Here is a 14,893-nt window from a genome sequence, read left to right as displayed (position 1 = left end):
GCGAGCGACTCACTGGAGAGCTGATGAAAAAGCGAGCTTTAACGTCCCGGCGGCAACCGACTTTGAACGACTCATTTTCTGGGAGGCAAGGAAGATGACATGCTCACGCCGTAAATTTGTCCTCGGCATGGGATCGGTGATTTTTTTCAGCGCGCCGCTCTTCTCCGCCCTGGGCGGAACGGATAAAAACAGGCCCGTGCGCTACGCCATGATCCACGATGAAGTGCTGTGCAACGGCTGCAATATTTGCGCCGTGGCCTGCCATAAAGTGAATAAAGTCCCGGTGGGCGCGGCACGGATGAGCATCGCCCATATCGCGATGACGCCCCCGGAACAGGGAAACCTCTACCACTTTTTCCGCCACGCCTGCCAGCAGTGCGACGATGCCCCCTGTATCACCGTGTGCCCGACCGGTTCGTCCTACCGCGATGAAAGCAACGGCATCGTCCGGGTGGACAAGGCGAAATGCATTGGCTGTAGCTACTGCATTTCAGCCTGCCCCTACCAGGTGCGTTATCTCAACCCGACGACCCGCGTCGCCGATAAATGCGATTTCTGTCTGGAGTCGCGCCTGCAAAAGGGCTTTCCGCCCATCTGCGTCAGCGCCTGCCCGCAGAATGCGCTTATTTTCGGACCAGAGGAGAGCGAACCCGTTCAGGCCTGGCTGAAAACGCATGAATATTACCAATACCAACTGCCCGACGTCGGCAAGCCGCATATTTATCGCCGCCCCGGCCCGCACGACGTCGCAAAGGTGAACGTATGAATATTATGCCGAATGCCGAGCTATTTCAGGCTCAGCTTTATCAATATGTTTATATCTATACGCCTGACTTCTGGCCGGTATGGCTTATTCTGGCGGGGGTATTTTTTGTCGGCATGCTGGGGGTATTAACCCTGCACGGGTTGCTGCGCTACCGGCTCGCGCCGCCTCACGCCAGGGAACATGAAGAAAAAGTGTATCTCTATTCGCGGGCCGTCCGCCTATGGCACTGGAGCAACGCGTCGCTGTTTATTCTGCTGCTCGTCAGCGGCCTGCTTAACCACTTCGCCGTCGGTTCGCTAAAAGACACCGTTATTCTGGTCGCCCTGCATGAGCTGTGCGGCTACCTGTTATTAATCAGCTGGGTCGCCTTTGTGTTGATCAACGCGTTCGGCGGCAACGGACGCCATTACCTTATCGAGCGTAAAAACTGGGGGCAGCGCACCTTTCTTCAGGTTCGTTTCTACCTGTACGGCATTATCAAAGGGGAAGAGCACCCGTTCCCGGCCACGCCGCGCGCCAAATTTAATCCGTTGCAGCAGGCGGCTTATCTTGGTGTGATGTACGCGCTGCTGCCCGCATTGCTGATAACCGGCGTGCTGTTAAGCAATCCGCTGTGGATCCCGGCTGATTTCGTGCTGCTCAAAGCCTGGCTGCTGCCGCTGCATCTGCTGCTGGCCGTCGCCGGCCTGTTTTTCCTCTGCGGGCATATCTATCTGTGTACCACCGGACGGACGCCCGCCCAAACCTTTCGCTGCATGATTGATGGCTATCATCGTCACTGAGGCGGGAAACAGACAATGTGGAATAGCAGGCGAAAATGAACAAAATCACCCGACAGCAACTCCATTCATTACAGGTCAGCCCGCGGATTTATCGCTGGTTCCTGCGACGTTTCCCGCAGGGCGGAGAGTATCAAGATATTCATTACGCCCTGCTGTGCGACGGGTATAGCGAATGGCTGGAAAGCCTGGTGGAGTACGGCTATGCGCTGGGCTTCGACACGCCGCAGTTTATGGCGCAGGAAATCAGCGCCGCACGGACGATGGCTGAACGGTTAACGCACGGCGGTGACGGCGTCGTTCAGGTAAAACCCCGCGCCGGGAAATATGCGGCAAACATCCCCAGAGAGGTCCAGCTGGCCTCCGGCGACTCGGCGCTGGATATCGGCTGCATCGGCCTGCAAAGTAAAGTCGCTTTATCCGGCGCCCATAACTTTATGGGTAATTCCGGCGAAAACAGCGGCATCGCCAGCGTAGGCTACGCCTGCCAACTGGTCAGTACCGGTTTTGCCGTGAAGATCAGCAATGCCGGTCAGCACTGCCGCATCGGCAGCCTGGGCGGACGGGCCCGCATCAGCAATAGCGGAAATTCCGCCAAAATCAGCGGCGCCGGACGCGGCACGCACGTCGCCAACAGTGGCATGCGCAGCTATATCAGCAACGCGGGCGACGGTTCGACCATCGCCAACGTGGGCGATATGTGCAAGCTCGGCGCGGCGGGCAATGAAAGCCGCATCAGCAATAGCGGCGACAACGTGTCAATCACGGTAACCGGCGAGAATGCCGTGGTGACGTCATCCGGCAGCGTGAACACGCTGGTGCTGGGTAAAGGCGGCTGCGCCGCATTAACCTACCACGACGGCGCGCGCACCCGCTTTCTGGTGGTGTATGAAGGGGAAAACGGCGTCGCCGCCGGGGTAAAATACCGCCTTAACGCGTCATTCGAACTGGAGGCGTGCGGTTGACATCGTGCTGGCCGCGCTTTTTGAACCGTGGAAGTTCCGCGCGTTTCTGGAAGAAGTTCTTATGGGCGCGTTCCAGATCTTTCAGGGATTGCTGTAGCGGTTGCGATGGCGCTTCTTTCAGCCACTGCGTTTCGGTGGCGGCTTTCCATTCTACGAGCCATGAAGTCATTTTGGCGTAGGGAATATATTTGTTCCCGGTCTCATGGTTTTCTTTCTGAAGTGCCAGCGCCTTGTTGAAAACGAAACGACACGCCCCGGCGTAGCGCCGCATATCGCGCTCCTGCTGGCCGTTCGGCCGTAGCTGGAATTTGAAGGCTTGTAGTCGTTTCATACAGAAGATTGTACTTTGGTCTATGAAAAAGAAAACCGAAATGCACCGTGGTAGACACTGTGTTTTCCTGATGCACGTTCATTTGGCGTTTGTCACCAGGTAGCGGCGAAAAATTTTTGATCAGGATGCTATTGAGAGATTGCGGGGTTACTTCACCAGCGTCTGCGCAACGGGTTGAGATGGATGGAGAGCGGGATCACGTTCACTTGCTGATCAACTACCCACCCAAGTTATCGGTGTCCAGCATAGTTAACAGCCTCAAGGGTGTTTTGTGGAATCCGAGTTATTTTGCCAGCAACTGCGGGGGCGCTCCGATTTCGATCATCAGGCAATAACAGCAGGAAACACTCAGTCAGGCTGTTCCCTCGCCTTATATCCCCGGCCTGAAGGCCGAGGCTTTACGGCGCAACCGGGTAAAATTAACGGGGAGACTCGCGCCCATACCGTTCACAATGCGGCCAGCGTGCGAAGCGTATCCGGGTTTTGTTCTACCATTTTAATCAATAAAACCGCCTGTGGATTAGGTTTTGCCCTGCCTTGTTCCCAGTTCTGATAGGTTGTTTCCGCGGTATGAAGATACTGAGCGAAAACCGCCTGCGACAGATTCAACTTTTCCCGTACGGATTTGAGTTCATCCGGCGTCATGGATACGCGTTTTCTGATGGCGACACGATGGGATTTCAGCGTTTTCTTACCCGCATTCATCTCACCCCATGCCTTCATTCCGTCAACCAGCTCATCAAATAGATTACGATTACTCATATACTTTGCCCTTTCTTGAGCCTATCCAGCATGTGCCGCAGAATTTCACGTTGTTGTTTTGACAAATCGTCCTGCTCGTTTTTGCCGTAAACCGTAAAAAGCAGAAAGCGTGATTTTTCAATCCACCAATAGTAGATAACACGAATACCGCCGCGTTTCCCTTTACCTCGTCTGTTATCGCCAAACCGAACTTTTCTAAGCCCCCCTGTGTGCTGAATAACGTCGCCACATTGCGGGTAAGCCAATAGCATTTGCTGAAAATCCCGATATTCATCATCGGAAAGATATTCTGCCCTGTGCCTTTCAAAGAAAGGTAATTCTACGAAAATAGCTTCCATGGTTTTCGCTTGTTGTCCTTAACTTGGGTATAGATTATCCCCAACTTGGGTATAGTTCAATATTGCATCGCTACGCGGCGGCGGCAAGCGCGGACATTGCCAAAAAATTTAGCGCTGGAACGCCAGCGCTCGCCAATCAACCGCTACAGCCGTATCGGCTTGATATTCCAGATTTCCTCGGCGTACTCGCGGATGGTTCTATCGGAAGAAAAATAGCCCATGCTGGCGATATTATGCGCCGTGCAGCGCGTCCATTCGTCAACGTTGCGGTATAGCTCGTCCACCCGGGCCTGCGTATCCACATAGCTGCGGTAGTCCGCCAGCAGCTGGTAGTAGTCACCAAAGTTCACCAGCGAATCAAACAGGTCGCTGTAGCGTCTGGCGTCATCCGGGCTGAAAACGCCGGTGGCGATTTGCGTCAGCACCCGGTGCAGTTCTTCATCCTTATCGTAATATTCACGCGGGTTGTAACCGTTTTGACGCAGCGCGTCCACCTGATCGGCGGTATTGCCGAAGATAAATATGTTTTCTTCGCCGATATGTTCCTGCATTTCGACGTTCGCGCCGTCCAGCGTACCGATGGTCAGCGCGCCATTAAGCGCGAATTTCATATTGCTGGTGCCGGAGGCTTCGGTGCCCGCCAGCGAGATCTGCTCGGAGAGATCCGCCGCCGGGATGATGATCTGCGCCAGGCTGACGCCGTAGTTGGGAATAAACACCACCTTCAGCCGATCGTGCAGCGCGGGATCGTTGTTGATCACCTGAGCGACGTCATTGATCAGATTGATGATATGCTTCGCCATATAGTAGGCGGAGGCCGCCTTGCCGGCAAAAATCGCCACGCGCGGCACGCGATCCACCCCCGGATCGTCCTTAAGTCGGTTATACAGCGTGATGATATGCAGCACGTTGAGCAGTTGCCGTTTGTATTCGTGGATCCGCTTAATCTGTACGTCGAACAACGCCTCCGGGTTCACCTCGATATTCAGGTTTTCCGCGATATAAAGCGCCAGCCGCTGTTTATTCTCCAGCTTGGCCTGACGGATCTTCTGCACAAACGCCGGATAGTCGATATGCGGTTTCAGTTCGCTCAGTTGGCTGAGATCGGTGCGCCAGCTCTGCCCGATGGTATCGTCCAGCACCTTGGCCAGCGGGCGGTTGGCCAGCGCCAGCCAGCGCCGCGGCGTAACCCCATTGGTCTTGTTGCAGAAGCGGTCGGGAAACAGACGCGCGAAGTCTGCGAACAGCGACTGCACCATCAGGTCCGAATGCAGCTCCGACACCCCGTTCACTTTATGGCTCGCCACCACCGCCAGCCAGGCCATGCGGACTCTGCGCCCGTTGGTTTCCTCAATAATGGAAACCCTCGCCAACAGCTCATTGTCGCCGGGGAACTGCTCCTGGACGTACTCCAGAAAATGCTCGTTAATCTCGAAAATCAATTGCAGGTGGCGCGGCAGGATCTTGCCCAGCATATCCACCGGCCAGGTTTCCAGCGCTTCCTGCATCAGGGTGTGGTTGGTATAGGAAAAGACTTTGGTGACCACCTCCCAGGCGGCCTGCCATTTGAATTTGTGATCGTCGATCAGCAGCCTCATCAATTCCGGGATCGCCAGCACCGGGTGGGTATCATTCAGGTGGATGGCGAACTTCTCCGCCAGATTGTCGTAGGTTTTATGCATCATCCAGTGGCGGTTAAGGATGTCCTGCACCGTGGCGGAAACCAGGAAATACTCCTGACGCAGGCGCAGTTCGCGCCCCGAATAGGTTGAATCATCGGGATAAAGCACCCGGGATACGTTTTCCGAATGGTTTTTATCCTCCACCGCCGCGAAATAGTCGCCCTGATTAAACTTGCCCAGGTTGATTTCATTACTGGCCTGCGCGCTCCACAAACGCAGGGTGTTGGTCGCATCCGTATCGAAACCGGGAATGATCTGGTCGTAAGCGCAGGCGATAATCTCTTCGGTTTCCAGCCAGCGGGCTTTGGTGCCTTCCTGCTGAATCCGTCCGCCGAAACGTACTTTGTAGCGGGTGCTGTGGCGGGGGAACTCCCACGAGTTGCCATACTCCAGCCAGTAGTCCGGCGATTCGGCCTGCTGCCCGTTGACGATGTTCTGTTTGAACATGCCGTATTCATAACGGATGCCGTAGCCCCGCCCCGGCAGCGCCAGAGTGGCCAGCGAATCCAGAAAACAGGCCGCCAGCCGCCCCAATCCGCCGTTGCCCAGACCGGGATCGTTCTCTTCCTGCAACAGGTCGTCCAGCTCCAGCCCCATACCGTCCAGCGCGGCGTTTAAATCATCATACAGCCCCATCGCCAGCAACGCATTTGACAGCGTGCGCCCGAGCAAAAACTCCATGGAAAGGTAATAGACCTGGCGGACATCCTGCGACAGCTGCGCCCGGTTGGAACGCAGCCAGCGCTCCACCATACGGTCGCGCACCGCCAGCAGCGTGGCGTTCAGCCAGTCATGCTTGGTGGCGATGGCCGGATCTTTGCCCACGGCGAACATCAGCTTGTAAGCGATGGAATGTTTCAACGCTTCTACACTGAGCGTTGGTGCAGTATAAGTAAACGGCGTGTTCATAATATTCATTCCCAAGTAAGCGTAGTGATTACCACAAGCGTTGATATAACGTACGATAAGCCTGAGCGGCGACCTGCCAACTAAAATCCATCGCCATCGCCTGACGCTGCACATAACGCCACAGCGTCGGGCGCGACCATAGTACAAACACCCGACGGATCGCCCGGGATAACGACCCGACATTGCTATCGTTAAACACAAAGCCGCTCGCCAGGCCATCCGCCAGATTTTCCAGCGAACAATCCGCCACCGTATCCGCCAGCCCCCCGGTACGGCGCACCAGCGGCAAGGTGCCGTATTTCAGCCCGTAGAGCTGCGTTAACCCGCAGGGCTCAAACCGGCTGGGAACCATAATGACGTCCGCCCCGCCGATGATGCGGTGAGAAAAGGCTTCGTGATAACCAATCTGCACCCCGACCTGACCGTGATACTTGGCGGCGGCGGCCAGAAATCCCTCCTGTAATTGGGCGTCGCCCGCCCCCAATACCACCAGTTGCCCTCCCTGGTCCAGCAGATCGGGCACCGCGCTCAAGGCAATATCCAGCCCTTTCTGGCTGGTCAGGCGGCTGACGATGGCGAACACCGGCGCTTTGTCATCCACTTTGAGTCCCATCGCCGTTTGCAGATGCCGTTTATTCTCGGCCTTGTTCGCCAGCACGTCCCGGTTGTAATGGCTGGTCAGCAAGGAGTCATACGCCGGATTCCAGATGGCGTCGTCCACCCCGTTGAGAATGCCCGATAAACGCCCCTCCTCCTCGCGGGTTTTCAATAATCCTTCCAAACCATAACCGTATTCGGGCAGGGTGATTTCATGCGCATAGGTCGGGCTGACGGTGGTAACGTGATCCGCGTAATACAGCCCGGCCTTGAGATAGGAAAGCTGCCCATGGAACTCCAGCCCATAAACCTGAAAGAAATCCGCAGGCAGTTGCAGCTCGGCCATATGCCGGGCGTCAAACAACCCCTGATAGGCTAAATTATGGACGGTAAATACCGATTTTGCCGGGCGGTTGCGGGCGGCCAGATAGGCGCAGGTCAATCCGGCATGCCAGTCATGGGCATGCACGATGTCGGGCCGCCAGTAATGATCCAGCCCGCAGGCCACTTCACTCCCCATCCAGCCCAGCAGCGCGAAGCGTAAATAGTTATCCGCATAGGCGTACAGCGCGGGGTCGTGATAGGGACTGCCCGCGCGCTGATACAGCGTCGGGGCGTCGATCAGATAAATTCCGACGCCGTTAAAATGGCCGAACAGCAGGGTGACATGCCCGGCGAACGTATCCAGTTCACGTACCACCTGCGTATTGACGATCCCTTTTTTCAGCGCGGGGAAGGCGGGCAGCATCACCCGGACATCCATGCCCGCCGCAATCTGCGCCGCCGGCAATGCCCCGACCACATCCGCCAGACCACCGGTTTTCAACAGTGGAAACAGCTCTGAACAAACATGTAATACCTGCATTGTCACTCCTGTTTTGCCCCAATGACTTTACGCGGGAAACAGATGGCGAGCTTGATTTCCCGATTACCGTTTTTCCAGCATCGCCCGCGTCACCAGCACAATCCCTTCCTCCGAGCGATAAAACCGGCGGCTGTCTTCTTCCGCATTTTCGCCGATGACGGTGCCCTCCGGGAGCTGACAGGCGCGGTCGATGACGCAGCGGCGCAAACGACAGGAGCGCCCGACAACCACGTCCGGCAACAATACCGTTGAATCTATGCTGCAAAACGAATTAACCCGCACGCGCGGAAACAGCACCGAGTGCGTTACCACCGAACCGGAAACAATGCAGCCGCCGGAAACCAGCGAGTTCATGGTCATACCGTGGCTGCCGGAGTGATCCTGAACGAATTTCGCCGGCGGCAATGACTCGATCGCCGAGCGAATCGGCCAGCTACGGTCGTACATATCCAGTTCCGGCGTAACGGACGCCAAATCGAGATTCGCCTGCCAGTACGCCTCCAGGGTGCCGACATCCCGCCAGTAGGGGCGATCGCTATCGCCAGAGGTGACGCTGGAGAGGGTAAAGGGATGGGCCCAGGCGTCGCGTTGGGAAACAATTTTCGGGATCAGGTCCTGACCGAAATCATGGTTGGATTCCGCCACGCTGAGATCTTCTTCCAGCAGTCGGTAGAGGTAGTCGGCATTAAAAACATAGATCCCCATGCTTGCCAGCGCCATATCCGGGTTATCCGGCATCGGCACCGGCTGCGCCGGTTTTTCGGCGAAATCGAGGATGCGGAGCTGGCTGTCCACGCTCATCACGCCGAAGGCGCTGGCTTCCCGCAGCGGCACCGGCAGGCAGGCCACGGTGCATTCCGCCCCCTTTTCCACATGGTCGATCAGCATGCGTGAATAATCCATCTTGTAGATATGATCGCCCGCCAGTATCACCACGTACTCCGCCCGATAACGGCGGATGATATCCAGATTCTGACACACCGCATCGGCGGTGCCGCGATACCAGTGTTCGGCGGCGGAGTTGCGCTGCTGCGCCGGCAGCAGATCGATAAACTCATTCATCTCCACGTTCAGGAAAGACCAGCCGCGCTGAATATGCTGCACCAGCGTATGCGACTGATATTGCGTAATCACCCCGATGCGCCGGATGCCGGAGTTGAGACAGTTGGACAAGGCGAAATCAATAATGCGGAATTTGCCGCCGAAATGAACGGCGGGCTTGGCGCGCAAAGCCGTCAGATCTTTTAAACGCGTTCCCCGGCCTCCCGCCAGAATTAACGCCACCGATTTAAGCGGTAATTGTCTTGCCAGCATCAGGGGATCGTTTTTATCGTTACTCACCATGGCTAACTCCTTTTCATTATTTTGTAAGGATACAGACCGCCGGTGCATTCCCTTGCCATACCCCATCGTTAATCCGGTATGTGTTGTCATCAAAAGGTGGAGAGACCCGCCACTGCCCCGGCGGCAGGGTGAAATCTCCCGCCTGCGCGCCGGCGTTAATCAGCAGCAGCCAGCGTTCGGAAAGCAAAATCTGCAGTTGGCGCTCCCCCTGCTCCCATTGCTGCGCGGTCAACGGTTGCCCGTTTATATCCAGCCATTGCACCGCGCCATCCCCCTCCCGCCACCACGCCTCCTGTCGCAACGACGGTATGGCGCGGCGCAGGCGGATTAACCCGGCGGTAAAGCGGATCAGATCCTCGTCAACGTCATCCCAGTGCAGCCAGGTCAGTTCGTTATCCTGACAGTAGGCGTTGTTGTTGCCCTGCTGGCTGTGCCCCTGTTCATCCCCCGCCAGCAGCATGGGGGTGCCCTGCGACAACAGCAGCGTGGTCAGCAGCGCCCGCCGGCTGGCATGGCGGCGGCGCTGCGTGTCGGCATCAGCGTCCAGTCCCTCGGTTCCGTGGTTGTGACTGAAATTGCCGTCGGTGCCGTCGCGGTTGTTTTCACCGTTCGCTTCATTATGTTTATGGTTAAAGCTGACTAGGTCGCGCAGGGTAAAACCGTCGTGGGCGGTAAGCTTGTTGACCGAGGCATAAGGCAGGCGGTCGTGATGCTGGAAGATATCGCTGGAGGCGGCAAAACGACGGGCGAACGCGCCGAGCGGGATATCGCCATGCAGCCAGAAGCGGCGCATATCGTCGCGATAGCGATCGCTCCATTCGGCGAACGGCGGCGGAAAACGCCCCAGTTGATAACCGCCGTGACCCAGATCCCACGGCTCGGCAATCAGCTTGCAGCCCTGAAGGCGGCGGTCGTTTTTCATCGCCGTCAGTAGCGGCGCCGCGGCGTCGAATTCCGGCGTGCGCCCCAGCACCGTCGCCAGATCGAAACGGAAGCCGTCGACGCGGCAGGTTTCGCGCCAGAAACGCAGACAGTCCATCACCCAGTCGACCACCGCGGGATGGTTAAGGCGCAGCACGTTGCCGCAGCCCGTCCAGTTGTGGTATTCGCCGTGGTCGCCCAGCCAGTAATAGCTGCGGTTATCGATGCCGCGCAGCGCAAGGGTCGGCCCTTCCACGTCCAGTTCGGCGCTGTGGTTAAACACCACGTCAAGAATGACTTCGATACCGGCGCTATGCAGAGCTTTCACCGCATCGCGGAATTCGTTGAGCGCGTCCTCGCCGGCGGCCAGGCTGTTATCCGCCGCGAACGGCAGCAGCACGTTATAGCCCCAGTAATTACGCAGCCCCAGGCGCTGTAGCCGCGGTTCGTCGGCGTGCTGCTGGACCGGCAGCAGTTCCAGCGCGGTGACGCCCAGCGTTTGCAGATAGTCGATAATCGCCGGGTGGCCCAGCGCGGCATAGCTGCCGCGGATCGCCTGCGGGATAGCGGGATGCAGCTGGGTCAGCCCGCGCACGTGGGCTTCATAAATCACAGTCCGGCTCCACGGCGTCTGCGGATGGCGGTCGCCCTGCCAGTCATAGTCCTCGGCGACGACCACGCACTTGGGCATCACCGCCGCGCTGTCGCGCTCGTCGCGGGCGTCGACGCCGCCTTGCAGGCTGTCGTCGTCCGCCACCCAGCCGTCCAGCCGACGGGCGCACGGGTCAAGCAACAGCTTATGCGGGTTAAAGCGTAAGCCTTGCGACGGTTCGAAAGGCCCGTCCACCCGGAAACCATAGCGTAACCCCGGCTGCGCGCCGGGCAGATAGCCGTGCCAGATATCGCCGCTGCGCGCGGTTAACTCCAGCCGCCGTTCCTGCTGACGCTCATCAAAAAGACAGAGTTCAACCCGTTCGGCATCAGCCGAAAACAGCGCGAAATTAACGCCTTCGCCGTCAAAACTCGCCCCCAGCGGGGTGGGGCTGCCCGCTTGCAATACCGCCATTCATGCCTCCCTCGCCAGATACAGCGTCGCCAATGGAGGAATGGTCAGCACCAGCGACTGCGGCCGCTGGTGGCTGCCGATATCTTCGCTGTGCACCGGTCCGTCATTGCCCAGATTGCCGCCGTGGTAATAATGGGAGTCGGTGTTGACTATCTCCCGCCACCAGCCGGGCTGATTGATGCCGATGCGATAGCCGTAGCGCGGCACCGGGGTAAAATTACTCACCACCAGAATTTCATTGCCCTGCTCGTCGCGCCGCACAAAGGCGAACACCGAGTTTTCCCGGTCATCCACCACCAGCCACTCGAAGCCCTGCGGCTGGAAATCCAGCTGATACAGCGGCGGCCGTTGGCGATAACAGTGGTTGAGATCGCGCACCAGCTGCTGCACGCCGCGATGCCAGCCCTCCGGCTCGTCCAGCAGATGCCAGTCCAGGCTGGCGTCGTAATTCCACTCGCGCCCCTGCGCGAACTCGCACCCCATAAACAGCAGTTTTTTACCGGGAAACGCCCACATAAAACCGAAGTACGCCCGCAGGTTGGCGAACTTCTGCCAGGCGTCGCCGGGCATGCGGTCAAGCAGCGAACGCTTGCCGTGCACCACTTCGTCATGAGAAATCGGCAGGACGAAGTTTTCGCTGTAGGCGTACAGCATGCCGAACGTCAACCTGTCGTGGTGGTATTTGCGGTGAACCGGGTCGAGCTGCATGTAAGACAAGGTGTCGTGCATCCATCCCAGGTTCCACTTGTAATGAAACCCCAGACCGTTGCAGTCGGGGGGGAGCGTCACCCCCGGATAATCCGTCGACTCCTCGGCGAGGGTAATGGCGCCCGGCGCGGCATGGCCCAGCATCTGGTTGGTGTAGCGCAGGAAGGAGATGGCTTCGAGATTCTCTTTTCCGCCGTAGTGGTTCGGCACCCACTCCCCTTGGTTACGGCTGTAGTCGCGATAGATCATCGACGCCACCGCGTCCACCCGCAGCCCGTCGATGCCGTAGTGCTCCATCCAGAACAGGGCGTTGCCCGCCAGATAATTGCGCACCTCATGGCGGCCGTAGTTGTAAATCAGGGTATTCCAGTCCTGATGGTAGCCTTCCTTGGGATCGGCATATTCATACAGCGCCGTGCCGTCGAACTGCGCCAGACCGTATTCGTCGCCGGGGAAATGCCCCGGCACCCAGTCCAGCAGCACGTTGATGCCCGCCTCATGAAAGGCGTCGATAAATTTTCTGAACTCCTGCGGCGTGCCGAAGCGGCGCGTCGGCGCATACAGGCCGAGCGGCTGGTAGCCCCAACTGCCGTCAAACGGATGTTCATTGATGGGCATCAGTTCGATATGGGTAAAGCCCATTTCCGTGACGTAGGCGATAAGCTGCTCCGCCAGTTCCTGATAGCTGAGCCAGAAATTGTTATCCGTATGCCGCCGCCAGGAGCCAAGATGAACTTCATAAATGGAAATCGGCGCCTGTAAGCCATTCGCCCGGCGCCTCGCTTCGCTGGTGGGGACCTTATCCGGCAACGGGGTAATCAGAGAAGCGGTATCCGGGCGCATTTGCGCTTCAAACGCGTAGGGATCGGCCTTCAGACGCACGTTGCCGCCGCGGTCGATCATCTCATATTTATACAGCTGTCCCTGCGTCACGCCGGGCAGAAACAGCTCCCAAATGCCGTTCTCCTTTCTTAAACGCATAGGATGGCGGCGACCGTCCCAGAAATTGAACTGACCGACGACGGAAACGCGCCGCGCATTCGGCGCCCAGACCGCAAAACGCGTTCCTTCCACCCCATCCAGCGTTGTCAGATGCGCGCCCAGACGTTCATACGGACGCAGATGCGTGCCTTCCGCCAGCAGCCAGATATCCAGATCCTGCAACAGCGGCCCGAAACGGTAGGGATCTTCAAGCAGATAGGTTTCCTGTTGCCAGGTCACCGCCAGGCGGTAGTGAAACGGTTTTTTTCGGCGCGGCAGCACGGCGGAAAAAAAACCGCGCTCATCATCGCACCCCAACTGCGCTACCTTACGCCCGTTATCGGCCTCCACCACCCATACTTCCCGGGCATCGGGCAATAATGCCCGTACTTCAAGACCTTTGGCGCTTTGGTGCATTCCCAATAGTGAAAATGGATCGGCATAATGCCCGGCAATAAGTGAATTAATCGCATCAGAAAACTCCGGCATGGTATCCATCCTCTGATTAACCATTTGAATTAAATAAATATGTTACGTAAATAGCCCACCATGATGCGGTTATATTTCTCCTTATTAACATTTAAAAATAAAATTAATAAAAACAATGCATTGAAAAAATAAGACATTAATCACCCGCGAAAAAAATAATTTACAGCGTGAAATAATGCATATAACAACTAACTATTATTCAGCGTAGCCAAAGAATGAGCAAATATCTGAGACCCTACCCAATTTTTCCTTTTATATTTATACAAATAAGTTATGGAAAAAGGGCTTTAGCACATATTGATTAAAAGACTGTTTGCACCAAGAGGAAAAACGGCGCTATTTAAGCAGAAATTTAAATACTGCCTACTAATTAAGATATTAGAAACATTATCGGTCTGAAAACCGAAACACATCGTCCGCTAAGGCGCTTTCCTTGGTCACAGCCGGGCGCGCTGCGCTTTGGAGGCCGAACGCAACAGGTCGCGTATCGCGCGAATCAATACTTCTTTGCTGCGCCCGCGGCGGAAGATCAACGAAAACGGCGCCTGATAGCCATAGTCGGTGGGCAGCAGCGCGCGCAGTCGCCGCCTCTGCACCCAGGGCAACGCATAGTGCTCAGGCAAATAGCCGATATATTTTCCCGACAGGATCAACAACAGCTGCGCCTCCATGCTTTCCACGGTGGCGGTGCTCTGCTTGAAACCCCGTTTGCCCAAATCCGACGAGCTCCAGTAGCTGCGCGTCACCATACGCATCTGGGCGACATGCGACGCTTCGGGATGCGCCACCCCGAACAGCTCGTGCTGGTCGCTGCAATACAGCCAATGCTGTTCGCGGTACAGCGGGTGGGCGATCACGCTGTTGCCCTGTAGCGGAAAATTGCCTACCGCCACATCCAGCTCGTTATCCAGAATGCCCTGCAACAGCGCATGCGGGCTTTTGATTTGCAGATTGATGTGCACCAAAGGAAACCGGTCGCTGAAGCGGCCGATGGCGTCGGCGATGGAGAGCACCGGATCGGTGACCGTGGCGTCAAGTACGCCTAGGCGCAAAGTCCCGCCCTGTTCTCCCTGTAGCGTGGCGGTATAGCGATCGAAATTTTCCAGATTGTTCATTAGATACAGCGTCTGCTGCAAAAACGCCTCGCCTTTGAGGGTCAGCGCGAAACCGCCCCGGCCGCGCTGGCAGAGTACGAATCCCAGCTTCTCTTCCAATTCGCTCATGTAGTTGCTGATGGCGGAAATAGTCAGGTTAAGCTCCTGCTGGGCGCGGGCATACCCCTGATGTTTCGCCACGACGGTGAAAATATACAGCAAGCGCAGATTAGGCAGTTTTCCAATGGACATCACATTGTTTCCGCAAGGAAGAGAGACGATTAGTTTTCTAATTA

General features: G+C 56.9%; 11 protein-coding genes and 2 pseudogenes. 4 read left to right on the top strand and 9 right to left on the bottom strand.

The genetic code is table 11. The features are described 5' to 3' along the window. The first annotated feature begins 94 nt into the window (after positions 1 to 94). The 3 genes from EH206_RS01735 to ydhT are packed head-to-tail and all read left to right on the top strand — an operon-like array spanning position 95 to position 2,510. Positions 95 to 766: a 4Fe-4S dicluster domain-containing protein gene (locus tag EH206_RS01735; RefSeq protein WP_009111109.1), complete on the top strand. Its 672-nt coding sequence runs from the start codon at positions 95 to 97 to the stop codon at positions 764 to 766. Next, entirely contained in the window at positions 763 to 1,548 is a 786-nt protein-coding gene (phsC, locus tag EH206_RS01730; protein ID WP_009111108.1) for a thiosulfate reductase cytochrome B subunit, read from the top strand. The genes EH206_RS01735 and phsC overlap by 4 nt, the downstream gene beginning before the upstream one ends. 35 nt (positions 1,549 to 1,583) lie before the next feature. After that, positions 1,584 to 2,510, top strand: a complete 927-nt coding sequence (gene ydhT, locus EH206_RS01725; RefSeq protein ID WP_009111107.1) for a protein YdhT — start codon at positions 1,584 to 1,586, stop codon at positions 2,508 to 2,510. Here ydhT and EH206_RS01720 read toward each other — a convergent pair. Then, positions 2,497 to 2,841 (bottom strand): annotated as a pseudogene (locus EH206_RS01720) (RNA-guided endonuclease InsQ/TnpB family protein); the annotation flags it as partial. The gene ydhT and the pseudogene EH206_RS01720 sit on opposite strands and share 14 nt — an antisense overlap. Before the next feature lie 22 nt (positions 2,842 to 2,863). Here EH206_RS01720 and tnpA point away from each other — a divergent pair. Beyond that, positions 2,864 to 3,176: pseudogene (gene tnpA / locus EH206_RS01715) on the top strand (IS200/IS605 family transposase). Between the two features lie 112 nt (positions 3,177 to 3,288). Here tnpA and EH206_RS01710 read toward each other — a convergent pair. From EH206_RS01710 to EH206_RS01675, 8 genes are all read right to left on the bottom strand, one after another. After that, entirely contained in the window at positions 3,289 to 3,603 is a 315-nt protein-coding gene (locus EH206_RS01710) for a helix-turn-helix domain-containing protein (protein ID WP_009111105.1), read from the bottom strand. Then, a complete protein-coding gene (locus EH206_RS01705) occupies positions 3,600 to 3,941 on the bottom strand; it encodes a type II toxin-antitoxin system RelE/ParE family toxin (protein ID WP_009111104.1) in 342 nt (113 codons plus the stop codon). Before EH206_RS01705 ends, EH206_RS01710 begins: the two co-directional genes overlap by 4 nt. Positions 3,942 to 4,084: 143 nt before the next feature. Then, entirely contained in the window at positions 4,085 to 6,532 is a 2,448-nt protein-coding gene (gene glgP, locus EH206_RS01700; protein ID WP_009111103.1) for a glycogen phosphorylase, read from the bottom strand. 28 nt (positions 6,533 to 6,560) lie between these two features. Beyond that, the gene (gene glgA / locus EH206_RS01695; RefSeq protein ID WP_009111102.1) at positions 6,561 to 7,994 is read right to left on the bottom strand and encodes a glycogen synthase GlgA; all 1,434 of its coding nucleotides are present in this window, start codon (positions 7,992 to 7,994) and stop codon (positions 6,561 to 6,563) included. Between the two features lie 63 nt (positions 7,995 to 8,057). Continuing rightward, the gene (gene glgC / locus EH206_RS01690) at positions 8,058 to 9,338 is read right to left on the bottom strand and encodes a glucose-1-phosphate adenylyltransferase (protein WP_009111101.1); all 1,281 of its coding nucleotides are present in this window, start codon (positions 9,336 to 9,338) and stop codon (positions 8,058 to 8,060) included. A 16-nt stretch (positions 9,339 to 9,354) separates the two neighbouring features. Further along, the gene (glgX, locus tag EH206_RS01685) at positions 9,355 to 11,325 is read right to left on the bottom strand and encodes a glycogen debranching protein GlgX (RefSeq protein ID WP_009111100.1); all 1,971 of its coding nucleotides are present in this window, start codon (positions 11,323 to 11,325) and stop codon (positions 9,355 to 9,357) included. Continuing rightward, the gene (gene glgB / locus EH206_RS01680) at positions 11,326 to 13,503 is read right to left on the bottom strand and encodes a 1,4-alpha-glucan branching enzyme (RefSeq protein WP_009111099.1); all 2,178 of its coding nucleotides are present in this window, start codon (positions 13,501 to 13,503) and stop codon (positions 11,326 to 11,328) included. A 437-nt stretch (positions 13,504 to 13,940) separates the two neighbouring features. Then, entirely contained in the window at positions 13,941 to 14,849 is a 909-nt protein-coding gene (locus tag EH206_RS01675; RefSeq protein WP_009111098.1) for a LysR family transcriptional regulator, read from the bottom strand. Positions 14,850 to 14,893 lie beyond the last annotated feature (44 nt).

The sequence above is a fragment of the Brenneria nigrifluens DSM 30175 = ATCC 13028 genome, assembly GCF_005484965.1.
In the GTDB taxonomy this organism is placed as follows: Bacteria; Pseudomonadota; Gammaproteobacteria; order Enterobacterales; family Enterobacteriaceae; genus Brenneria; species Brenneria nigrifluens.
This window is presented reverse-complemented; position numbering and strand designations above follow the sequence as displayed.

What these genes read in the sequence shown, in the direction of transcription:
- phsC (WP_009111108.1), top strand. Translation starts at nt 763, where the DNA reads ATGAATATTATGCCGAATGCCGAGCTATTTCAGGCTCAGCTTTATCAA.
- ydhT (WP_009111107.1), top strand. Translation starts at nt 1,584, where the DNA reads ATGAACAAAATCACCCGACAGCAACTCCATTCATTACAGGTCAGCCCG.
- glgB (WP_009111099.1), bottom strand. Translation starts at nt 13,503, where the DNA reads ATGCCGGAGTTTTCTGATGCGATTAATTCACTTATTGCCGGGCATTAT.
- glgP (WP_009111103.1), bottom strand. Translation starts at nt 6,532, where the DNA reads ATGAACACGCCGTTTACTTATACTGCACCAACGCTCAGTGTAGAAGCG.
- EH206_RS01675 (WP_009111098.1), bottom strand. Translation starts at nt 14,849, where the DNA reads ATGTCCATTGGAAAACTGCCTAATCTGCGCTTGCTGTATATTTTCACC.
- EH206_RS01710 (WP_009111105.1), bottom strand. Translation starts at nt 3,603, where the DNA reads ATGAGTAATCGTAATCTATTTGATGAGCTGGTTGACGGAATGAAGGCA.
- glgC (WP_009111101.1), bottom strand. Translation starts at nt 9,338, where the DNA reads ATGGTGAGTAACGATAAAAACGATCCCCTGATGCTGGCAAGACAATTA.
- EH206_RS01705 (WP_009111104.1), bottom strand. Translation starts at nt 3,941, where the DNA reads ATGGAAGCTATTTTCGTAGAATTACCTTTCTTTGAAAGGCACAGGGCA.
- glgA (WP_009111102.1), bottom strand. Translation starts at nt 7,994, where the DNA reads ATGCAGGTATTACATGTTTGTTCAGAGCTGTTTCCACTGTTGAAAACC.
- glgX (WP_009111100.1), bottom strand. Translation starts at nt 11,325, where the DNA reads ATGGCGGTATTGCAAGCGGGCAGCCCCACCCCGCTGGGGGCGAGTTTT.
- EH206_RS01735 (WP_009111109.1), top strand. Translation starts at nt 95, where the DNA reads ATGACATGCTCACGCCGTAAATTTGTCCTCGGCATGGGATCGGTGATT.